This is a genomic window from Acinetobacter sp. T63 (genome assembly GCF_053852345.1).
The window spans coordinates 429262-450623 of record NZ_CM132659.1 but is presented as its reverse complement, the minus strand read 5'-3'; the positions used below and the strand labels follow the sequence as shown (position 1 = coordinate 450623).

Here is a 21362-nt window from a genome sequence, read left to right as displayed (position 1 = left end):
TTGAATGTTAACAAGAGTTCGACGCCCGTGCTATGCCTATTTACGAAATAACTTAAGCTTGAATTTCCGCAAACACCCACGGACGCGCGGCTTTGGTTTTCTCCTCATACGCGCGAATATCATCGGCATCTTGCAAGGTCAAACCAATATCATCCAGACCGTTTAACAGGCAATGCTTGCGGAATGGATCAACTTCAAACTTGAATGCTTCACCGTTTGGCGTACGGACTTCCTGTGCTTCAAGGTCAATAGTTAACTGATAACCTTCATTGGCTGCACATTCCTTAAATAGCTGATCAACCTGTGCTTCGGTTAAAATCACCGGTAACATGCCATTTTTAAAGCAGTTATTAAAGAAGATATCCGCAAAACTTGGGGCAATCACCGTACGCAAACCGTATTCGCTTAAAGCCCACGGCGCATGCTCACGGCTGGAACCGCAACCAAAGTTGGCACGTGAAATTAAAATGCTGGCGCCCTGATAACGCGGCTGGTTCAAGACGAAATCTGGGTTTTTAGGACGGGTTGAATTGTCCTGACCCGGATAGCCTTCATCTAAATAACGCAATTCATCAAACAGGTTATCACCGAAACCGGTACGTTTGATTGATTTCAAGAACTGTTTTGGAATAATTAAATCGGTATCGACATTGGCACGGTCTAAAGGTGCAACGATACCCTGTTCAACGGTATAAGCTTTCATATTTATGTTCCAATGAATCCGTAGTCTCTCTCACATCCGCTCCAGCAAGGAGCGGCCTGGGATGAGGGCTTAAACTTAGAATGAACGAACATCCACAAAGTGACCGGCAATTGCCGCTGCTGCTGCCATGGCCGGGCTGACCAGATGGGTACGACCACCATTGCCCTGACGACCTTCAAAGTTACGGTTTGAGGTCGATGCACAGTGCTCGCCTGGCTGTAACTTGTCGGCATTCATGGCCAGACACATCGAGCAGCCAGGTTCACGCCATTCAAAACCGGCTTCCAGGAAGACCTTGTCCAAACCTTCTGCTTCCGCCTGCTGTTTGACCAAACCAGAACCCGGTACCACCATCGCCTGTTTAATGCTTGGCGCCACTTTACGGCCTTTGATCACATCTGCCGCAGCACGGATATCTTCAATACGCGAGTTGGTGCATGAACCAATAAAGACACGATCCAGCTGGATATCTGCCAAAGCCTGACCAGCAGTTAAGCCCATATATTGATAAGCACGGGTCCAGTCATTGCGCTGTACCTCATCTTTGGCCTGTTCCAAAGTTGGTACTGCCTGAGAAACCGGAATGACCATTTCAGGTGAAGTACCCCAAGACACTTGTGGTTCAATCTCTTCGCCCTGTAATACCACGACAGTATCAAAATGCGCATCGGCATCTGAATGCAAGGTATTCCAGTACGCCACAGCCTGATCCCATTGCTCGCCTTTTGGTGCATAAGGACGGTCTTTTACATATTCAATGGTTTTTTCATCAACCGCGACCATACCGACACGTGCACCGGCTTCAATTGCCATGTTACACACGGTCATACGGCCTTCAATCGACATATCACGGAACACCTGACCGCCAAATTCAATGGCATGGCCCGTACCACCTGCTGTACCGATTTTGGCAATAATCGCCAGCACCACGTCTTTCGGGGTCACGCCCTGACCCAACTGACCATCTACGCGTACCAGCATGTTTTTCATTTTCTTCTGAATTAAACATTGCGTGGCCAACACGTGCTCAACTTCTGAAGTTCCGATCCCGTGTGCCAGACAGCCAAAGGCACCATGGGTCGCGGTATGCGAGTCGCCACATACCACCGTCATTCCCGGCAAGGTTAAACCCTGCTCTGGTCCAACCACGTGAGCAATCCCCTGACGGATATCGTTAATATCAAATTCAACGATATTAAAAGTCTTACAGTTATCGTCTAAGGTTTGCACCTGAATACGCGAAGTATCATCTTCAATACCGGCTACGCCCTGCTCACGCTCTTTTTTCGAGGTCGGTACATTATGGTCCGGAGTCGCAATATTGGCACTTAAACGCCATGGCTGACGGCCAGCCAGTTGCAAACCTTCAAAGGCCTGTGGAGAGGTAACTTCATGCAACAAATGACGGTCGATGTACAATAAAGCCGAACCATCATCACGCTGTTTTACCAAGTGGTCATCCCACAATTTGTCATATAATGTTTTTGCTTTTTGGGTTTCGCCTGCCATGTCGATGTGCTCCACTGGACTGGGTAATTCTGTCATTAATTTCGATTATAACCACACAATTACATAAATCTAATTTATCATTTTTATTAGTTAAAAAACTTTATGGAATAAATATAATTGATTTTTGCTCAGATTAACATCTGATTAAAAATTCAATTTTCCGATTGAATTTTACAAAATATTCGTTTTTACAAATTAATTCGTACTGACTATGATGATGTTATCAGCACTGAATTGTAGATACGAGGAACATCATCATGGCGCATATTCAAAACTTTGTCGCAAACAACCAGCGAATGTTTAAAAAGACTTTTAGCTACTATGTGATGCACATTACGGTGGCCATGCTTGTCGGCTATTTCGTTACCGGCAGTCTGTGGATGGCCATTACCTTAAGCTTATTGGAACCAACAGTACAGGCGGTGGCCTATTTTATTCATGAACGCATGTGGGAAAAGAAAGCACAAGACGGCACAGAGGAAATCACCGCCTAGCCTATTTTTCGCCCGGTGTTCCTCCCAAAAGATCATCTTCAGGATGATCTTTTTTATTTTAATATAACTTAAATTACTGTTTTTAAAATATTTATATTCAAGTTATGGTTGTTGAACTTCAATTTATAGAAAAATAATCTTTGATTAATTCTAAAAATTTCTAAATAATAATTTTAAGCATAAAAAATCTTTATAGGTGATTGCGATGAATCTTGCAGCATTTGAAGCTTTTGTAAAAGTCATGGAAACCGGTTCGATTTCTCTGGCCGCCGATCAGCTGTTTATTACCCAGCCCGCAGTCACCAAACGGATTCATAGCCTGGAAGAATATTTTGGGGTCAAGCTGTTTGAATCGGCCGGTCGTGGCGTGCAGGCGACCCATGCCGCGCATTCGCTGTTACCCAAAGTCAAAAACTGGCTAAATGAACTGGGCGATATTCATCATACTTTAAGCCATGAACAGGGTCAGGTGCAGGGTCGCCTGAAAATTGGCACCAGCCATCATATTGGCCTGCATCATCTACCCGATCATTTACGTCGCTATGTCCAGGATTTCCCCGATGTCACCTTAGATGTGCATTTTGTCGATTCGGAACAGGCGCATGAACAGGTGCTGGCCGGTGATCTGGAACTGGCCTTTTTAACCCTGCCGCCGCAAGGTGATGACCGGCTGCAATATGTCACCATCTGGAATGATCCGCTGGTGTTTGTGGCTGCGCCTTTTCATCCGCTGGCCCAGCAGAAAAGACTGAAACTGGAAGATTTAACCCAGTTCCCGAGCCTGCTACCAGCAGCACAAACCTATACCAGCCAGATTACCTTGGCCGAGTTTGAAAAACAGGGCGTGAAGCCAAAAATCACCATGAGCAATAACCCGCTGGAATCCATCCGCATGCTGGTGTCGATTGGACTGGGCTGGTCAGTATTACCGAAAACCCTGATTAATCAGGACCTACAACAGCTGGATATTAATCTGGAAATGAACCGCCAGCTGGGCATGGTCTGGCATCCGGGACGCACACAGTCCAAAGCGGCGCAGGCGCTGGTTAACTTTATGCAGCAGCCGGACTAGGTTCATCGACCGGCCGCATCCACCTATACAGTTACTGAACAAAACAGCACGCTGCTCCAAATTGGCGTAATTTGAAAAGACAAGGTGCCCGCACAAGACACCAGGATCTTTATAAAAATGATGCAGGAGCAGAGTGATGAACCAGACCACTTCCCCGCTTGCCTATTCCCCTTCGTTCAGTTCAGCCCAGGCGCTCCAGCAGCGCCTAGCCGGCAGTGCACCGCCTTTACAGCCCAGTCCACGGCTGGATGTTATGCAGGCCGATACGCTACGTGCCACCCTCAAGCAGTATTTTCTGCAAACCTTTGACTGTTATGAATCATTGTTTAGCTGCCTCAACGGCGATGAGGCCTTTTATCGCAAACCAATTGCGCTGCGCCATCCGCTGATTTTTTACTATGGCCATACCGCGACATTTTTCATCAACAAACTGCTGCTCAGCAAACTGATTGAACAGCGTATCAATCCACATTTTGAATCCATCTTTGCGGTGGGTGTGGATGAGATGAGCTGGGATGACCTGGATGACAGCCATTATGACTGGCCGACACCCGCGCAGGTCAAACACTACCGCGATCAGGTGCGTGCCACGGTGCTGGAAATTATTGAACAGGCACCGCTGAGCACGCCAATTGACTGGCAGCATTCGTGGTGGTCAATTCTGATGGGCATTGAACACGAGCGGATTCATCTGGAAACCTCCTCCGTGCTGATTCGCCAGCATGCACTCGACTATGTCCAGACACAGCCACCATGGCGGCCGAATAACTTAAGCGGCACCGCGCCAGAGAATGCGTTGCTTCCAGTGGCAGCCGGCCGGGTACAGCTCGGTAAAGACCGGCACGACCCGGTTTACGGCTGGGACAATGAATATGGCCAGCATCAGGCCGAGGTAGCGGCCTTTTCGGCCAGCCGCTATCTGGTCAGCAATCAGGAATTTCTGGCCTTTGTTGAAGATGCCGGCTATCAGAACACAAACTATTGGGAAGATGAAGGCTGGCAATGGCGCAGCTTTGCCCAGGCCGAATATCCGACCTTCTGGCGTAAACACGGGCCGGACTGGTCACTCCGGCTGCTGACCGAAGAAGTACCAATGCCGTGGGACTGGCCGGCGGAGGTGAATTATCATGAGGCCAAAGCCTTTTGCCACTGGAAAGCGAAACAAACTGGTCAGCCAGTACGACTGCCCACCGAAGAGGAATGGTATCGGCTGGTACAGCTGGCTGGCGTAAATGAGCCGTCTGCACCTGCCAATCTGGCGCTGGCCTATGGTGCTTCCTCCTGTCCGGTCAATACCTTCCCGCATGGCGATTTTTATGACCTGCGCGGCAATGTCTGGCAATGGACCGAAACCCCGATTTATCCATTTCCCGGTTTTGTGGTGCATCCGATTTATGATGATTTCAGCACCCCGACCTTTGATGGCCGGCATAATCTGCTCAAAGGCGGTTCCTGGATTTCTGCCGGCAATGAAGCCGAACTGGCCTCACGCTATGCCTTTCGCCGGCATTTTTTCCAGCATGCCGGTTTCCGTTATGTGGTTTCTGATCAGGAGCCGCTGGCCATTCAATCACAATATGAAACCGACCGGCTGGTGTCTGAATATCTGGAATTTCAGTATGGCCGTGAATATTTTGGCGTAGCCAATTTTGCCCAGACACTGGTGCAACTGGCCCTGACCCAGCTGGCCGACAGACCACGCCGTAAAGCACTGGATATTGGCTGTGCTACCGGCCGCGCCAGCTTTGAACTGGCCCGTTATTTTGATGAAGTGGTCGGGATTGATTTTTCAGCGCGCTTTATCCAGAACGGCGTCAAACTGGCACAGGGCGAAACCCTGCATTACAGCATCTGCACCGAAGGTGAACTGGTGGATTATCATGCCTGTGACTTGGCTCAACTTGGATTGGCGGAGGTCCGGGACAAAGTCCAGTTTTACCAGGGTGATGCCTGTAATCTTAAAGCGATTTTCAGAGGCTATGATTTTATTCTGGCGGCCAATTTAATTGACCGGCTGCATCATCCGGCGCAGTTTTTAAGCCAGATTCATACACGGCTGAATATGGGCGGCATTCTGATGCTCAGCTCACCCTATACCTGGATGGAAGAACACACTGTCCGCAGTGAATGGCTGGGTGGCTTTAAAAAAGATGGCGAAAACTGGAGCAGTCTGGATGGCTTAACAGCCTTGCTAGAGCCGCATTTCCGTTTAGCAGGACATCCCTTTTGTGATTCGGGAAACCCAGCGCAAGTTTCAGCATACCTATGCGCAGGTCAGCTTCTGGGAACGGATTGCCTAAATGGATAGAAAAGAAAGTGAGGGATCAGGCCAAATTCCGGATTTGGCCTGATGATCTGGAGATTTGAACGAACGATTTAACGGCGAGGCACAGAGTCTTCATGCAGCGCTTCATTCAGCTGGTCGACCGTAATGGCCCACTCCCCATCCGAGGCAATTTTTTCAGCTAAAAACTGACGTTGACCATCACTCCAGAATTCTGCATCCATAATATGAATTTCCGCCGCCAGTTGATGCTGGCCGATAAAATCTTGAATCGCCTGTTCGCTGGAGTCCAGGCCCAGTTGTTCAAACAGATTGGTCATTCTTGGTCGGGTTTGGCGCATGCGTGAATCTCCCTGTTGTTGTTCTTGTCTTCACCATAGCATATAAAACTGCAAATCCTAGTGCTGTTAAAAAAAATTCACCTTTTCATAAATTTGCAAGATAGATGACAACCGGCACAGACCAAAAAACAGGGCCAGTTATAGCGGCCCTGTCTGCTGATCTTGGTGTAGATAAACTGCGCTTTTATTCAGCAGCAATCGACCAGTCCTGAATCTCCCAGCCCTGCTCGACCGCCAAGGCCCGCAGACGATCATCCGGATTCACCGCAATGGCGTGGTCTGCATATTCTAGCAAGAAACGGTCATTGATTGAATCTGAATAGGCCCAGGATTCGGTCACCTCACGTCCGGCCAGCCACTGTTCCAGACGTACCAGTTTGCCCTGCTGATAACAGGCGGTATTGATCACTTTACCGGTATATTTGCCATCGACCACTTCGGCATTGGTGGCAATGATTTCGCTAATGCCAAATTCACGGAAAATTGGCGCAGTAATAAAATCCGAAGTCGCGGTAATGCCGACCAGTGCATGTCCGGCCTCACGATGACGCTGAATCGCCTTAAAACCTTCCGGGCGCATTTGTGGACGAATCACTTTTTGCATAAACAACTCATGCAGTTCGGTCAGGTAGTGTGACTCGTGCTGGGTCAGAAATTCGAATACAAATTCGTTATAGGCAATCGGGTCAAGCTGGCCAGCTTTGTAATCTTCATAAAATTTGTCATTCATGGCGCGGTGATGAACCGGATCGACCAGACCTTCATTGACTAAAAACTCACCCCAGGAATGATCCGAATCTGTATTTAACAAGGTGTGATCGAGATCAAATAGCGCCAATTTCATGAAAATACTCGTAAAAACTGAAATTTAAGAAAAAATTTGTAAATCTATCTCCGCTAGTCGATAGAAATTCGTTAAGATCATAGCAATTTTAACATTTTTAAACTTTGCTTTTTTTCGTGTTGGATACAGAAATAAAAATCCCCGGGAGCAAAGGCATAATTTACAGAATATTTAGGTAGCCAAATGATCGACTCAGAAGGTTTCCGACCCAATGTCGGGATCATTTTGGCAAACGACTTTGGACAGGTTTTATGGGCAAAACGCATTGGACACAATGCATGGCAATTTCCACAAGGAGGTATCCAGCATGGAGAAACCCCTGAGCAGGCACTTTATCGTGAGCTGAGAGAAGAAGTTGGCTTACTGCCCGAACACGTTCAAATTATCGCACAAACGAAAGGTTGGCTGCGTTACCGTTTGCCGCACCGTTACATCCGGCCCGATTCCGATCCGGTATGTATTGGTCAAAAACAGAAGTGGTTTTTACTCAAACTCACGGCCTCGGCCCAGTTGATTCAGCTCAACCTGTCCGATCCGCCCGAGTTTGATCAATGGCAGTGGGTCAGTTACTGGTACCCACTGGGTCAGGTCGTGAATTTTAAACGCGATGTGTACCGCAAGGCGATGGTGGAATTATGTCATCAATTGCCATCTAAGAAAGCCTGAAAAAAGCTGTATGATCATGCAGATTTTTTAAACGACTCTTGCTATAAAGAGAACAGAACTGGAACGCTGATTTGGAGCAGACTTTATGTCGAATATGCAACTGGATACCCTAAGACGCATTGTGCAGGAAATTAATGCGTCCACCAGTTTGCATGAATCGCTCGACATTATGGTCAATCAGGTTGCTGAAGCCATGCATGTCGATGTCTGCTCTATTTACCTGCTTGATGAGCGCAACCAGCGTTATCTGCTGATGGCCTCTAAGGGTTTGAATCCGGAAGCGGTCGGCCACGTGTCCCTACATACCGGTGAAGGTCTGGTGGGGCTGGTCGGCCAGCGCGAAGAAATCGTCAACCTGGATGATGCACCCAAACATGAACGCTTCCTGTATTTACCGGAAACCGGCGAAGAAATTTATAATTCCTTCCTCGGCGTGCCGGTCATGTACCGTCGTAAGGTCATGGGCGTACTGGTGGTGCAGAACAAGGAATGTCAGGACTTTAGCGAAGCGGCTGAATCCTTTCTGGTCACGCTCTGCGCCCAGCTCTCTGGCGTGATTGCGCATGCGCATGCCGTTGGCAATATTGATGTCTTTCGTAAACCCAGCAATCTGCCGGCCTACAAAACCTTCCAGGGCGTTTCCGGCTCGGGCGGGATTGCGCTTGGCCGTGCGGTCATTCTCTATCCACCAGCAGATTTGGCGGCGGTACCTGACCGTGAAGCCGATGACATCAGCGAAGAACTGAAACTGCTCGACACTGCGCTGGATGCCGTGCGTCAGGAAATTCAGGCGCTGGATGACAAAATGCAGGATGCGCTGATGGCCGAAGAACGCGCCCTGTTTAGCGTGTTCCTGCGTATGCTGGATGAAAATGCCCTGCCGGCGGAAATTAAAGAACTGATTCGGGATGGCAATTGGGCACAAGGTGCGGTGCGGATTGTCATTGACAGCCACATTGCCCAGTTTGCCCAGATGGAAGATGACTACCTGCGTGAACGGGTTTCCGACTTAAAAGATCTCGGCCGGCGTATTCTGGCCTATTTGCAGGAAGCCGATGCCAGCCACCGCGAACTGACCGATGAAAGTATTCTGATTGGTGAAGAAATCTCGACCGCGGCACTGGTGGAATTACCGGTCGATAAAATTGCCGCAATTGTCACCACCGAAGGCGCCATGAACTCACATATGGTGATTGTCGCGCGCGCACTGGGTATTCCAACCGTGGTCGGGGTGACTGAACTGCCGATCAACACCCTCGATGACGTAGAAATGATTGTCGATGCGCATCAGGGCCGGGTGTTTATTAATCCGCCACGGCGTTTACGCACCCGCTATAAAGAAATTCAGAAAGAAGAAGAACTGATTGCCAAAGACCTGAAACAGTATGAAACCAAGGACGCCGTTACCCCAGACGGCGTGACGGTCAAACTGTATGTCAATACCGGTCTGATGATTGATGTGGTACGCGGGGTACAACGTGGTGCCAAAGGGGTCGGCCTATACCGCTCTGAAATTCCGTTTATGCTGCGGGATCGTTTCCCGGGCGAAGAAGAACAGCGTGCCATTTACCGCCAGCAGCTGAGCCACTTTGCCAATAAACCGGTGGTAATGCGTACCCTGGATATTGGCGCAGACAAAGACCTGCCGTATTTCTCGATTGAAGAAGAAAACTCGGCACTAGGCTGGCGCGGGATTCGCTTCACCCTCGATCATCCGGAAATTTTTTCTTCGCAAATTCGCGCCATGCTCAAAGCCAGTATCGGCCTGAACAATCTGCACATCCTGCTGCCGATGGTCACCAGCGTCAATGAAGTTGAAGAAGCGCTGTATCTGCTGGATCGTGACTGGCATGCGGTACAGGAAGAAGAACAGGTCAAGATCAACAAGCCGCGTATCGGGATTATGGTAGAAGTGCCCAGTGTGCTGCTACAGATTGATGAATTTGCCGAACTGGTCGATTTCTTCTCGGTCGGCTCCAATGACCTGACCCAGTATCTGCTGGCGGTAGACCGTAATAATCCACGCGTGGCCAACGTCTATTCGCATTTTCACCCGTCGGTGCTGCGCGCGCTGACCCGTCTGGTCAAGGAATGTCACAAGTACGATAAACCGGTCAGCATTTGTGGTGAAATGGCCGGTGATCCGCTATCTGCGGTGCTGTTGATGGCGATGGGCTTTAATACCCTGTCGATGAGTTCGAGTAACATTCTGCGCGTGCGTAAAGCGATTTGCCATGTGCCGATGAGCGAAGCACAGGAGCAGCTGGAACGGGTGCTGAAAATGAATAATTCGCTGATGGTGAAAAGCTGGATGGAATATTATTTTAAAACCCATGGTCTGGGCGATATGGTCAAGGCCTCTACCCGGATTGTTGGCGCTTAAGCTATATTTTTATTTAAACCAGACAGAATGAATAAGGGCGATAATCATCAGAATATCGCCCTTGTTTGTGTTTGCTATAGCCGCGTTTGGCATTCTTTTTCCGGTCGACAAAAACCTGGCTCTTGTTGACCTCATGCATATATTTGGCCACGAAGTTATGCTGAATCACTTCTGGCTGTTTTTTCTTTGCCATCACTTTATCCTTCCGGTTCATGATTTGAATGCAGGTGTTCCTGCGCTGTATTGATGGGTACATTTGCGCAAAATTCAAGCGCATTTTAGCCTTAAAACTGCGTTTTGTTTCCCGTCGACATCCCTTTGGAATGGGGAGTCAATCATACATTCTTTTGGACAATTCAGCAGCAATTTTGCGACAGTCATGTAACAATAAAAGAAACGGTATAGAAAAATTTTGCAGTGTTTTTCTGAACATTCTTCAGTCAAAAAATGAAAGTAGATTCAGCTGCTCTGCCCCTATAATTATACCACAAAATCTTATATTTTTTATTATTTTGCAAAGACTTAGCAGCTATATAGCACGCTAAAAAAAACTTCCTGATAGGCTAAGATGAAGCTAGAAGATCAATTCAAACAGCCTATTCCAAAACAGGAGTTCACAGTATGATTTATGAAGTTTCTGGAGATATTTTATTGAGCCAAGCCCGTGCCATTGCCCACGGTGTTGCCCCAAATGATAACTTTGCCACCGGACTGGCTTTAAGTCTGCGCGAACACTGGCCGGCGCTGTATAAAGACTTCCGTAACTATTGCCATATTTACCATCCTAAAGCGGGTGAACAATGGACCTGGGTCAATGCCGAAGGTCAGCGCATCATTAATCTGATGACTCAGGAAGCGGCCTATGACAACGGTTCTAAGCCGGGTAAAGCATCGACAGAATACGTCAACCGCACCCTGAAAAACCTGAAACAGCTGGTTGAAGCCGAGAATATTGAAAGTTTGGCGCTGCCACGTCTGGCTACCGGTGTCGGCGGTCTGGATTGGGAAGAAGTCCGCCCGCTAATTTACAAGCATTTAGAAGACCTGAATATCCCGGTTTATATCTACACCCTGTACCAGAAAGGGGTGAAAGCAGACGAACCGGCGCATTAAGCCAAGCTCGTTTGATCGTTAGAGTGAGACTGATGCCGGGATCACACGGCTGCGCAACTGCAGACCGCCATGCATCCAGTCCGATTTCCCCGCTTGGCTGAAGTCAAGCGGGGAATTTTTCTATCAGGATACTCTCTATCACGCGTGATGTTTAGGCCGCCAGCGCACGTTCTAACAGCCGGGCAACATCGACCTGGGCCGGGTCTAACATGCCCACCACCTGACCATGCAGGGTCTGATAACGGCTCTGGATAAAGGCCTGTGCCACAAAATCAGGTGCATGCTGGTTTAAGATGACCGCCTGTGCCAGCAGCACCAAACGGCTTACCAGCGTACGTGCCATAAACTGCAAGGCTTGTGGGTCTGTCTGCTGGAACAGCTGCATCAGCGCCTGCAATTCCTGCTGTAACAACGGCTGTTGTTGCACACCATCGGCCAGCGACTGCAACAGGACCTGCATGGACGCCGGATCACGCTGTATCGCGCGTAGCACATCCAGACACATGACATTGCCCGAACCTTCCCAGATACTATTTACCGGGGCTTCTTTAAAAATACGCGCCATGATGCCGTTGTCGACATAGCCATTGCCGCCAAAAACTTCCATCATTTCGCCGCTCAGCTCGACAGTACGCTTACACACCCAGAACTTGGCGGCCGGAGTCATAATCCGCTTCCAGGCCTGCGCCAGCAGCGTATCCAACTGATAGCACTGCGCCAGATAAAAACCCAGCTGCACCGCGGCTTCGGTTTCCAGTGCCAGATCAGCCAGCACCGCCTGCATCAGCGGCTGTTCAGCCAGCGGCTTACCAAAGGCTTTACGCTGCCGGGTATAGGCAATACATTGCACCAGCGCCTGGCGCAACATGGCACTGCTGCCGACCACACAGGTCAGGCGGGTATAATTGGCCATTTCAATAATAGTGGGAATACCACGGCCAGCTTCGCCAATCATGATGCCCCAAGCCTCGTGAAACTCGACTTCCGAGCTGGAATTGCTGCGGTTGCCGACCTTATCTTTTAAACGCTGGATATGAATCGTGTTCTTGCGACCATCTTCCAGCCAGCGCGGGACAAAGAAGCAGGCCAAGCCATCCTGTTTGGTTTTAGCCACCACCAAATGCGCATCGCACATCGGCGCCGAGAAAAACCATTTATGCCCGGTCAGCAGATAGGGCTGGCCACGACCCGCAGCCCCCACCGGAGTGGCGATGGTTTCATTGGCGCGTACATCGGAGCCGCCCTGCTTTTCAGTCATGCCCATGCCCAGCCAGATTGATGTTTTCTGCGCCATTGGAATATCCCGCGTATCATATTCATTCGACAGCAGTTTATCGCCGAGCTGTTGCCACAGTTCAGGTTCACGCTGAATGAGCGGAATGCTGCCCAGGGTCATAGAAGCGGGACACAGATTGCCACATTCAACCTGACCACTCAGATAAAAGCGCGCCGCCCAATCGACCCAGGCAGATGCAGACTGAGGTTCAATAAAGGGATGGGCATGGGTCTGAAATTCCCGGTTCAGCGCCATCCAGTAATGCCAGGCCGGATGGAACTCGACCACATCCTGACGGCGGCCGCGAGCATCAAAGGCCTGTAACTGCGGGGTATGGCTATTGGCTAAATGGGCAGAATGATAAGCCTCTGCCGATCCGGCCTGCTGACCGAGTGCGCTAAGGCGTGCCTGATCCTGACTGCCATAGCGCTGCAAGATTTCCTGCAATACGCGGTCACTCGCAAACAGGTTATAATCCTGACGTTCATCAAACTGATTCTGAATAGAATGGGTCATCCATGCCTGCATCGTTCATCGTTCCTGATTGATTATGATGATAGGCTTTCAGTATAAAGAATATTCACCCACAGCATGTTCGGTTTTCAGTCATGACCTCCCCCTCTGTACAGCTGCGGCGTAAGCCTCGCCAGTCCCGGGCCAAACAGACCCAGCAGGCACTACTGGACAGTGTTGTTCGGCTTTTGCAGCAGCAGACACCCGCACAACTGACCATCCGTGAGATTACCGAACTGGCCGGGGTCGGTCTGGGCACCTTTTATGAATACTTTGCCCAGAAAGAAGATTTGCTGGCCTGGGTGATTCACCAGCAGATTATCCAGCATGCCGAGGCGCTACGCAGTTATACCCAGCCACCGCTACAGTTATCCACAACTGGTGATATTTGCAGCGATATACTGACCCTGCTGCGCTTTCAGCTTGACCGTATCCGCAGCGAACAGCGGCTGTGGGCCAGTGTGTTTTTACTGGAACGCAGCCTGTCGAGCGAGCAGGCCTATCAAAAGCATTATCAGCTGATGCTGGACAGCTGGCAGCAGATTTTAAGCCGCTATACGCCTGAAACCCGCGAACGCTTGCGCTGTGCCGAAAACCTGCATCGCATCAGTTATGGCTTTATTTCACAAACCCTGTTAATCCAGCCCACATTTCAGGACTGGCCGCAACTGCAGGCCGATATTGAACTGGCCATCCAGCCATTTTTAGCCCGGCTCATCTCAACAAAATCCGACTAAAACACTCAGAAATCAAAACTTTAAGCTATCGATTATTCCTTTGAGCACTAATCGTTTTATCTATTTGAAAAAGTGTTATATTCGGTTTAAATTAAATAAGAACCAAGTTGCATTTTTATGTTTTTTATCCATCGTCATTCTGCCCAGCCAGCTATTGCAAGGTAGATTTCAATGATAAGCTGGGTTTATTTTTTATATTGATGACTTTGATAACGGTTAATTTCATGAGATGTCACCTGCCTGGAGAATCCAGCCCGTGTCCAACGTCAGCACATGAATACAATAACGGAGAACGATAATGAGCCAAGACTTTAAAAAATGTCCGGTCACCCACCTCACCACCGATGCCGGTGCTCCGGTGGTCGATAACCAGAACAGTATGACCGCCGGTGCCCGTGGTCCATTGCTTACCCAGGATTTATGGCTCAATGAAAAACTGGCGAACTTTGTTCGTGAAGTGATTCCTGAGCGTCGTATGCACGCCAAAGGTTCAGGTGCATTCGGAACCTTTACCGTGACTCACGACATTACCCAATATACCCGCGCCAAAATTTTCTCTGAAGTCGGCAAGAAAACCGAAATGTTTGCCCGCTTCTCGACAGTGGCCGGTGAGCGCGGTGCAGCCGATGCCGAACGTGATATTCGCGGTTTTGCACTAAAATTCTATACCGAAGAAGGCAACTGGGATTTAGTCGGTAACAACACACCGGTGTTCTTCTTCCGTGACCCGCGCCAGTTCCCGGACCTGAACAAAGCGGTAAAACGTGACCCGAAAACCAACGTCCGTTCTGCTAACAACAACTGGGATTTCTGGACCCTGTTACCAGAAGCGCTGCATCAGGTGACCATTGTCATGTCAGACCGCGGTATTCCAGATGGTTATCGTCATATGCATGGTTTTGGCAGCCACACCTACAGCTTCATTAATGCCAACAATGAACGTTTCTGGGTCAAATTCCATTTCCGTACCCAGCAAGGCATTAAAAACCTGACCGATGCCGAAGCCGCAGCACTGATTGGCCAGGACCGTGAAAGCAGCCAAAATGACCTGTTTAATGCAATTGAACGTGGCGATTTCCCGAAATGGACCCTATTCGTGCAGATCATGCCGGAAACCGAAGCGGAAACCGTGCCTTATCATCCGTTTGACCTGACCAAAGTCTGGCCAAAAGGTGATTATCCATTAATTGAAGTCGGTGAGTTTGAACTGAACCGTAACCCAGAAAACTATTTCCAGGATGTGGAACAGGCCGCTTTTGCGCCAAGTACCCTGGTGCCGGGGATCAGCTATTCACCAGACCGTATGCTGCAAGCGCGTTTAATTAACTATGCCGATGCCGCACGTTATCGCGTGGGGGTAAACCATTCCCAGATTCCGGTAAACGCAGCCCGTTGTCCGGTCCACTCTAACCGCCGTGATGGTCAGGGTCGTATGGATGGCAACTATGGCGGCTTGCCACACTATGAGCCAAACAGCTTCCAGCAATGGCAGGAACAGCCACAGTACCGTGAACCACCACTGAAAATCCGTGGCGATGCCGATTTCTGGGATTATCGTCAAGATGACAGCGATTACTTTAGCCAGCCGCGTGCCCTGTTCAACCTGATGAATCCTGAACAGAAACAGGCGCTGTTTGACAATACTGCGCGTGCCATGGGCGATGCCTATGACTTTATCAAGTACCGTCATATCCGTAACTGCTTTATGTGTGACCCGGCCTACGGCGAAGGTGTAGCCCAAGCCTTGGGGATGACCGTGGCAGATGCTCAGGCCGCTCGAGCCACCGACCCTGCGCTGGGTCAGCCAGGCGTGCTCTAAGCCTCTACACAGAGAGTTCAAGCCATAAAAAAACCACCTTCGGGTGGTTTTTTGTTGCAGGATTTAAACTTAAACAATCAGCTTCTTGCCTTCGCGAATGCAATAAAACGGATTCATCAGTTTTGAGGATTTACGCATGGCATTTTGCAAATCGACTTCCGGCTGTTCACGGCCTTCATCGGTGAGCTGGAAGGTACGGTAATGAATGGCCAGCGAACATTTGGAATGCAGGTCTTTATGCGCCTGAAAAGCATCTTCCGGATTCATGTGCATATAGCGCATCAGGCCCCGTGGCTCATAGGCACCAATCGGTAATAGTGCAATCCGCGGTGCGCCAATACGGGCATGGATTTCCTTAAAATGCGAGGAATAACCGGTATCTCCGGCAAAGAAGCAGTGATCTTCACCATGCAGAATCGAGAAGCCACCCCAGAGGGCACTGTTCTGGTCGCGCATACCACGGCCTGAACCATGCTGCGCCGGAATATAGACCAGTTTTAATTCATTAAATAGCGCCGATTGCCACCAGTCCATTTCCACCACATGAAAGTTTTTTGGCAAATACCAGCTGTTGCCCAGTCCGGTATAAATTGGCATGGCAAAACGGGCATGTAACCAGCGCAGGGTGGCCAGATCCATGTGGTCATAATGGTTATGGCTCAACAGCACCGCATGAATGGTCGGTAACTCTTCCAGGGCAATTCCAGCCGGGCAAATCCGTTTCGGACCTCTGCCCTGCTGCGGTCCGGCATATTCACACCAGACCGGATCGGTCAGGAAATTATAGGGGCCAATCTGAATCAGAACGGTAGCATGCCCTACAAACCAGATCTGCCAGTCATCCAGGCTGGCATTCGGACGTTCCTGCGGAATCGGACGCTTGCCTTCAGCGGGCTGCTCTGGTGTGTTTTCTGCGGTCCAGCTATTGCGTTTACGCTGTAACAGCCATTTCAGCAAATCACTGCGGCTACGCCCTTCGGGTGCCGGCACCGGATTGAAAAACTGGGCACCGTTATAATGCCGGGAAGGTAAAAACTGCAAAGCAGGCTGACGCCAGGCGTGTGACCAACATGTTTCGGTTGGTAGCTGAAAATGCTTAGGTTCCGCGTTTTGATTCATGTCAGTCCGATAAAAATTGAAGCACGTAGAGCAAATCCTGTGATTTATTAAGTCTTCATTACACAGGACAGCAAGTGCCGATGCAATATGCATAGTATCCAAAATTGTGGAATATTTTGTTTTATGTTTTTGTTGTTTTTAGCAAAAGCCAAAACAGCAGGAAGCGCATGGCTTCCTGTGCTGTCACCATTTAGAAAAATACTGACGCTGCCAGTCTTTCCAGAAATACATCACAATGCCCAGCATCACCACCGCAATCCCGGCCACCGCATGTGCACTGATATGCTCATGATTCAGGGTCGCTCCGAGTACCAGTGCAATAATCGGGGTCATCACATTGCTTAAAGAGACAGTGGACGCAGCCAGACGGCGAATCAGCCAGAAATAACACAGCATCGCCACAATCGAAGACATGATCATGGTAAACAAAAAGCCAATCATGGTTTGCATGCCCGGCCATTCGGTTGGCATATGTGACCAGATGAATGGCAACATCAGCATTGAACCCAGTGCCGAGACCAGCAAGGAACCGGTGGCCTGTGACATCGGACTCAGTGGTGCATTAATCTGCTTGACCCAGAAAATCGAGCTGATATACGACACCATGCTAATTAACATCAGCACAATCCCAATCGGGTTGATCTTGCTGTCTGCCGAGTCGGCAAAGACATAACTCAGCCCGGCCACCGCCACCGCCATGCCCAGCCATTGCAGGGCCACCAGTTTCTGGGTTTTTAAAATCACATGGCCAATTAAACCGGCAATAAGCGGGGAAAAACCAAAAATCAGCGCCATTAAACCCGAAGTCAGGTAATTGGCTGCCAGATAAATAAACAGCTGCGCACCAATCAGGTTCAGGCTGCCCGCCACATAACTTTTGAGTGAGGTTTCATCCAGCGGCAACGGATCACGCATCAGTTTCAGTAAAAACAGCGCAATCAGCGAAGCCCCGAAATAGCGGATAATCAGCACCCACATGGGATGGACTTCTTCCACACTCCACACAATCGCCAGCGGCGTGGTGGCCCAGATCAGCACCAGCAAGGCATAGATACTGGCGGTAACGATCATGGGAGATGAGTTTGAACTCATAGACAACTCAACTAAATTTGAAAACCATAAAATGAAGGCATCTTTATTCAAACCCATCTTGAAATAATGAGGATGACGACCTGAATGTCACCACGGAACGAAGAGAGACGCCCAAACAATGAAAAGAGTTTTGCCCTGCGAACTCAAAAATAAATTTTGAGGATTCTTATCAGCTTTAAAAAGTAAGACCTACCGACACAAAGTCATGTACAAATCACCATGCACATTGTGGACATGTCTCAACAAGAAAATAAAACAGCCATAAAAAAGCAGACCAAAGTTACCCAAGGTCTGCCCTGCCGTATCGCCGGATTATTTTACCAGCTTACGAAGATCCTGACTCAGATCGAGATATTTGTCAGCCTCAAAAGCCGCCTGTTTACTGATCAGCTTTTTCAGGTGACGCATATCTTTGGCTGCATTCACGGTAATCCCGCCAACGATCACGCCATCGGTGACACCAAACAATACGAATGATGATTCAGCACGCAGTTCAGGTTTGATCTCGCCACGCACATGCCATTCAGCCGCTGCCATATCACCAACAAACTGATAGTTGATGTCCAGCTGATCGGTCCAGAACCAGGCCGGGTTTGCCGCTGGATGTTCAACGCCCATCACGTGACGCGCGAAGATACCCGCTTGCAGGTTGGCATTTTCCCAGGTTTCAACGCGGCGGTGGTTACCACAGTCACGCAGTTGCGTGGCCACGTCACCCGCTGCATAAATATCCGGATTTGAGGTCTGGCAATTTTCATTGACCTTAACCGCAAAGTCCGCATCCAGACCGGCTTCAACGGCCAGCTGTGCATTCGGGATAATCCCGATGCCATAGACCACAGCATCTGCACGCAGCTCTTCACCGCCTTCCAGTGTTACCACAATTTCTTCGCCATCCAGCTTGCATTCTGCAATCTGGGTCGACAGGCGTACATCAACACCGGCCAGTTGTTGCTGCTGCAGCAGGAACTCGCTCAGGATGCGTGGTGATGAACGACCCATCACCATTGGACCCATTTCAATCACGGTCACTTCACATTCTTTAAAACGTGCGCTTGATGCAAGCTCCAGACCGATCACACCACCACCAATCAGGATGATACGGCGGCCCGGCTGTAATACCGGCACCAGCGCTTGTGAATCTTCCAGGTTACGCAGGGTGTACACGTGTTTACCCAGCGCATCGAAGTTGGGTAAACGACGCGCTGCACCACCGGTGGCCAGCAGTAACTTGTCATAAGCAACGACATCACCGTTTTGCAGTTCAACCGTTTTTGCCTCGGCATTGATTTTGGCCACACCGTTACCACGGATGGTTTCAACGCCCAGTTCCGCCAGTTTTTCTTCTGACAGAATTTCGATTTTGGTTTCGGCTGGTTTGAGAATCACATCTTTAGACAAAGGCGGACGCTCATACGGCAAATGGGTTTCATCCCCGATCAGGGTGATTTTGCCTTCGTATTTGTTGCCACGTAATTCCAGAATTGCGCTGGCACCGGCCTGACCTGCACCGACAATCACGATGCTGTTTACATTGCTCATTCAGTTAACCTTTTAATTCTGCAGAAACGATACCGAAACCGGCAATCCACTCGCTGATTTCTTCATAACAGTGGGTGGTCATGTCATATTCGCCCAGCTCATGCAATGCAGCAAATGCCGCCATCCATGAACGGACTTCCTGACCGCCACGGCCGCCATCACGACGGATTTCCGCTTCAGTCATGGCTTCCAGTGCTGCGAAATCTGCCTGCTTGAATTTCTCCAGCAAGGCAATATCCCATTCCGCATTCAGCGGAACCGCTACCGAGGTATCCCCCGCGGCCAGCTTCTGACCCACGGCAATAATTTTTGCCTGACGGGCTTCACGTGCTTCCGGCGTCGGGTTGCGACCGGCAATCAGGAATTCTTCCACTTCTGGTGGTACCGAACCCATTTGCGGTGTAGGTGGATCGTGAGACAGACCACCCGTACCCAGAACCAGTACGCGTTCGTTTTCAAGATTCAGTGACTTGATAAACTGACCGACCGCACGACCTAAAGCAATGGTACGTTTGGTGGTTGGCATTGGCGCAGCTGCACCATTAATGAAAACTGGAATGGTAGGATAACGATCGAGCTGACCACCACACAGGAAATGTAATGGCTGGGTCACACCGTGGTCGGCCTGCATACGATACGAATAGGCCACATCCACGCCTTCATCAAGGACACGGCGAACCAGATTGAGTGCAGTTTCTTCAGGCACATCAATCTTGTTGTTGTCTTTACCATAGTCCCAGTCACCTGCTGCAGTGGCACGAATACCCACACAGAAACTTGGCATCAGGTCATAGAAGAAACCATTGAAATGGTCTGGACCAAAGGTAATGATCAGGGTTGGATCGTAGGCTTTGACTTCCGCAGACAGTTTTTCAAACGCCTGACGAACAGCTTGTTCTTTGCGTTGTTCTTGTGGAGTGGCAAACTCCATTAAAGGACTGTGCGATGCACAAATAAGTTTAACGGCCATGTGTGACTCCTAAACGGAAGGCAGCCAAAAGGCTGCCGGGTTAGTCCATTATGTTTTAAGGCGTGAATTACTCGTCAAAGAAACCGGCACGTGGTTGACGTAAACCACGAATGCCCAAGCCACATTCCGCGTTAATCAGCACGCCGGTCAGTGGACGGTTGTTTTGACGTGAAGCCAGCAGCACATATGAACCGGTCATATCTTCTGGTTCTGGCAAGAAGTTCAGTGGCATACCACGGGCAATTTTCTCAGGATCACGTGCATCGAGCAGGCCAACATTTTCCTGACCGAGTGATGCCGCACCTTTGATATTCACATTCATGGCAGACGGTGCCACGGCATTGACACGAACTTTTGGCGCTAATTCATAGGCCAGTTCTTTCATGATGCCTACACCGGCATGTTTGGATGCGGTATAAACAGGACCACCGCCCGATGAATACAGCGCAGAGTTTGATAAAGTGAAGATAATTGAACCTTCAGACTTGATCAGTTCGTCTAGCGCTGCTTTGGCACCCAGGATCAGCGACTTGGTATTAATGCCCATGATTTCATCAAAGGCTTTATCCAGTTGCTCACCCGAGGTGTTGACGATATCGGCATAGTGATCCCAGATACCGGCATTACCCACAAAACAGTCAAGCTTGCCAAAACGCTCAACGGTCGCTTGAACAGCACGGACATTGTCTTCATAGTTGGCAACATCACCAGCGATTGCAAGAATTCGGTCACCGAAGTGTTCCTGTAAAGCATCAACTTTAGACTGAGAACGCTGAAGAACGGCCACCTGTGCTCCTTCTTCTAAAAAACGCTCAACCAAAGCCCAGCCCAAACCTGAACCACCACCAGTGATGAGTGCAACTTCGCCTTTTAGCCAACCCATGA

General features: G+C 49.5%; 18 protein-coding genes and 1 pseudogene. 8 read left to right on the top strand and 11 right to left on the bottom strand.

Annotated elements, in window-relative coordinates; all coding sequences use genetic code 11:
* Nucleotides 1-52: 52 nt before the first annotated feature.
* Both leuD and leuC read right to left on the bottom strand, forming a co-directional pair.
* Nucleotides 53-703: a 3-isopropylmalate dehydratase small subunit gene (leuD, locus tag ACVLR6_RS02090; RefSeq protein ID WP_005182049.1), complete on the bottom strand. Its 651-nt coding sequence runs from the start codon at nt 701-703 to the stop codon at nt 53-55.
* Nucleotides 704-778: 75 nt separating this feature from the next.
* A complete protein-coding gene (gene leuC / locus ACVLR6_RS02085; RefSeq protein WP_005182046.1) occupies nt 779-2212 on the bottom strand; it encodes a 3-isopropylmalate dehydratase large subunit in 1434 nt (477 codons plus the stop codon).
* Nucleotides 2213-2469: 257 nt separating this feature from the next.
* On the opposite strand from leuC, the gene ACVLR6_RS02080 reads away from it, so the two are divergent.
* The 3 genes and pseudogenes from ACVLR6_RS02080 to ovoA all read left to right on the top strand — a co-directional run bounded on the left by ACVLR6_RS02080 (nt 2470) and on the right by ovoA (nt 6078).
* Nucleotides 2470-2706 (top strand): DUF2061 domain-containing protein, encoded by a 237-nt coding sequence (locus ACVLR6_RS02080; RefSeq protein WP_005182043.1) that lies wholly within the window; start codon nt 2470-2472, stop codon nt 2704-2706.
* 205 nt (nt 2707-2911) lie between these two features.
* Entirely contained in the window at nt 2912-3778 is an 867-nt protein-coding gene (locus tag ACVLR6_RS02075; RefSeq protein ID WP_005182039.1) for a LysR family transcriptional regulator, read from the top strand.
* 253 nt (nt 3779-4031) lie between these two features.
* Nucleotides 4032-6078: pseudogene (gene ovoA / locus ACVLR6_RS02070) on the top strand (5-histidylcysteine sulfoxide synthase).
* A 76-nt stretch (nt 6079-6154) separates the two neighbouring features.
* On the opposite strand, the gene ACVLR6_RS02065 reads toward ovoA, so the two are convergent.
* Nucleotides 6155-6403, bottom strand: coding sequence for a DUF2789 family protein (locus ACVLR6_RS02065; protein ID WP_005182035.1), 249 nt, complete (start codon nt 6401-6403; stop codon nt 6155-6157).
* 184 nt (nt 6404-6587) lie between these two features.
* The gene (locus ACVLR6_RS02060; RefSeq protein WP_005182034.1) at nt 6588-7247 is read right to left on the bottom strand and encodes an HAD family hydrolase; all 660 of its coding nucleotides are present in this window, start codon (nt 7245-7247) and stop codon (nt 6588-6590) included.
* Nucleotides 7248-7430: 183 nt separating this feature from the next.
* On the opposite strand from ACVLR6_RS02060, the gene ACVLR6_RS02055 reads away from it, so the two are divergent.
* Nucleotides 7431-7913 carry an RNA pyrophosphohydrolase gene (locus ACVLR6_RS02055; RefSeq protein ID WP_005182032.1) on the top strand — a complete coding sequence of 161 codons (483 nt, stop codon included), beginning with the start codon at nt 7431-7433 and terminating at the stop codon, nt 7911-7913.
* A gap of 85 nt (nt 7914-7998) precedes the next feature.
* On the top strand, nt 7999-10296 hold the full coding sequence (gene ptsP, locus ACVLR6_RS02050) for a phosphoenolpyruvate--protein phosphotransferase (protein WP_005182028.1): 2298 nt from the start codon (nt 7999-8001) through the stop codon (nt 10294-10296).
* A 13-nt stretch (nt 10297-10309) separates the two neighbouring features.
* Here the strand turns inward: ptsP and ACVLR6_RS02045 are convergent, their stop codons facing one another.
* The gene (locus ACVLR6_RS02045; protein ID WP_104472119.1) at nt 10310-10489 is read right to left on the bottom strand and encodes a DUF7230 family protein; all 180 of its coding nucleotides are present in this window, start codon (nt 10487-10489) and stop codon (nt 10310-10312) included.
* Between the two features lie 428 nt (nt 10490-10917).
* Between ACVLR6_RS02045 and ACVLR6_RS02040 the strand changes: the two genes are divergently transcribed.
* Nucleotides 10918-11409, top strand: coding sequence for a macro domain-containing protein (locus ACVLR6_RS02040; protein ID WP_016659595.1), 492 nt, complete (start codon nt 10918-10920; stop codon nt 11407-11409).
* Nucleotides 11410-11560: 151 nt separating this feature from the next.
* Here the strand turns inward: ACVLR6_RS02040 and ACVLR6_RS02035 are convergent, their stop codons facing one another.
* Nucleotides 11561-13213 (bottom strand): acyl-CoA dehydrogenase family protein, encoded by a 1653-nt coding sequence (locus tag ACVLR6_RS02035; protein WP_455995759.1) that lies wholly within the window; start codon nt 13211-13213, stop codon nt 11561-11563.
* An 80-nt stretch (nt 13214-13293) separates the two neighbouring features.
* On the opposite strand from ACVLR6_RS02035, the gene ACVLR6_RS02030 reads away from it, so the two are divergent.
* Together ACVLR6_RS02030 and ACVLR6_RS02025 are read left to right on the top strand one after the other, a co-directional pair.
* The gene (locus tag ACVLR6_RS02030; RefSeq protein ID WP_423562524.1) at nt 13294-13935 is read left to right on the top strand and encodes a TetR/AcrR family transcriptional regulator; all 642 of its coding nucleotides are present in this window, start codon (nt 13294-13296) and stop codon (nt 13933-13935) included.
* Between the two features lie 298 nt (nt 13936-14233).
* A complete protein-coding gene (locus ACVLR6_RS02025; protein ID WP_005182013.1) occupies nt 14234-15754 on the top strand; it encodes a catalase in 1521 nt (506 codons plus the stop codon).
* A 69-nt stretch (nt 15755-15823) separates the two neighbouring features.
* On the opposite strand, the gene ACVLR6_RS02020 is transcribed toward ACVLR6_RS02025, so the two are convergent.
* The 5 genes from ACVLR6_RS02020 to hcaB all read right to left on the bottom strand — a co-directional run bounded on the left by ACVLR6_RS02020 (nt 15824) and on the right by hcaB (nt 21360).
* On the bottom strand, nt 15824-16873 hold the full coding sequence (locus ACVLR6_RS02020) for an MBL fold metallo-hydrolase (protein WP_455995757.1): 1050 nt from the start codon (nt 16871-16873) through the stop codon (nt 15824-15826).
* Nucleotides 16874-17056: 183 nt separating this feature from the next.
* Complete coding sequence (locus tag ACVLR6_RS02015; protein ID WP_016659599.1) at nt 17057-17965, bottom strand: DMT family transporter; 909 nt, start codon at nt 17963-17965, stop codon at nt 17057-17059.
* A gap of 312 nt (nt 17966-18277) precedes the next feature.
* The gene (hcaD, locus tag ACVLR6_RS02010) at nt 18278-19507 is read right to left on the bottom strand and encodes a 3-phenylpropionate/cinnamic acid dioxygenase ferredoxin--NAD(+) reductase subunit (protein WP_104484194.1); all 1230 of its coding nucleotides are present in this window, start codon (nt 19505-19507) and stop codon (nt 18278-18280) included.
* Nucleotides 19508-19511: 4 nt separating this feature from the next.
* Complete coding sequence (locus ACVLR6_RS02005; protein ID WP_005182005.1) at nt 19512-20477, bottom strand: 3-carboxyethylcatechol 2,3-dioxygenase; 966 nt, start codon at nt 20475-20477, stop codon at nt 19512-19514.
* Between the two features lie 67 nt (nt 20478-20544).
* Entirely contained in the window at nt 20545-21360 is an 816-nt protein-coding gene (hcaB, locus tag ACVLR6_RS02000; protein WP_005182001.1) for a 3-phenylpropionate-dihydrodiol/cinnamic acid-dihydrodiol dehydrogenase, read from the bottom strand.
* Nucleotides 21361-21362: the final 2 nt, after the last annotated feature.

Bases quoted from the DNA above. Each gene is read 5' to 3' on its own strand.
- leuD (WP_005182049.1), bottom strand. From the start codon at position 703: ATGAAAGCTTATACCGTTGAACAGGGTATCGTTGCACCTTTAGACCGT.
- leuC (WP_005182046.1), bottom strand. From the start codon at position 2,212: ATGGCAGGCGAAACCCAAAAAGCAAAAACATTATATGACAAATTGTGG.
- ACVLR6_RS02080 (WP_005182043.1), top strand. From the start codon at position 2,470: ATGGCGCATATTCAAAACTTTGTCGCAAACAACCAGCGAATGTTTAAA.
- ACVLR6_RS02075 (WP_005182039.1), top strand. From the start codon at position 2,912: ATGAATCTTGCAGCATTTGAAGCTTTTGTAAAAGTCATGGAAACCGGT.
- ACVLR6_RS02065 (WP_005182035.1), bottom strand. From the start codon at position 6,403: ATGCGCCAAACCCGACCAAGAATGACCAATCTGTTTGAACAACTGGGC.
- ACVLR6_RS02060 (WP_005182034.1), bottom strand. From the start codon at position 7,247: ATGAAATTGGCGCTATTTGATCTCGATCACACCTTGTTAAATACAGAT.
- ACVLR6_RS02055 (WP_005182032.1), top strand. From the start codon at position 7,431: ATGATCGACTCAGAAGGTTTCCGACCCAATGTCGGGATCATTTTGGCA.
- ptsP (WP_005182028.1), top strand. From the start codon at position 7,999: ATGTCGAATATGCAACTGGATACCCTAAGACGCATTGTGCAGGAAATT.
- ACVLR6_RS02045 (WP_104472119.1), bottom strand. From the start codon at position 10,489: ATGGCAAAGAAAAAACAGCCAGAAGTGATTCAGCATAACTTCGTGGCC.
- ACVLR6_RS02040 (WP_016659595.1), top strand. From the start codon at position 10,918: ATGATTTATGAAGTTTCTGGAGATATTTTATTGAGCCAAGCCCGTGCC.
- ACVLR6_RS02035 (WP_455995759.1), bottom strand. From the start codon at position 13,213: ATGCAGGCATGGATGACCCATTCTATTCAGAATCAGTTTGATGAACGT.
- ACVLR6_RS02030 (WP_423562524.1), top strand. From the start codon at position 13,294: ATGACCTCCCCCTCTGTACAGCTGCGGCGTAAGCCTCGCCAGTCCCGG.
- ACVLR6_RS02025 (WP_005182013.1), top strand. From the start codon at position 14,234: ATGAGCCAAGACTTTAAAAAATGTCCGGTCACCCACCTCACCACCGAT.
- ACVLR6_RS02020 (WP_455995757.1), bottom strand. From the start codon at position 16,873: ATGAATCAAAACGCGGAACCTAAGCATTTTCAGCTACCAACCGAAACA.
- ACVLR6_RS02015 (WP_016659599.1), bottom strand. From the start codon at position 17,965: ATGAGTTCAAACTCATCTCCCATGATCGTTACCGCCAGTATCTATGCC.
- hcaD (WP_104484194.1), bottom strand. From the start codon at position 19,507: ATGAGCAATGTAAACAGCATCGTGATTGTCGGTGCAGGTCAGGCCGGT.
- ACVLR6_RS02005 (WP_005182005.1), bottom strand. From the start codon at position 20,477: ATGGCCGTTAAACTTATTTGTGCATCGCACAGTCCTTTAATGGAGTTT.
- hcaB (WP_005182001.1), bottom strand. From the start codon at position 21,360: ATGGGTTGGCTAAAAGGCGAAGTTGCACTCATCACTGGTGGTGGTTCA.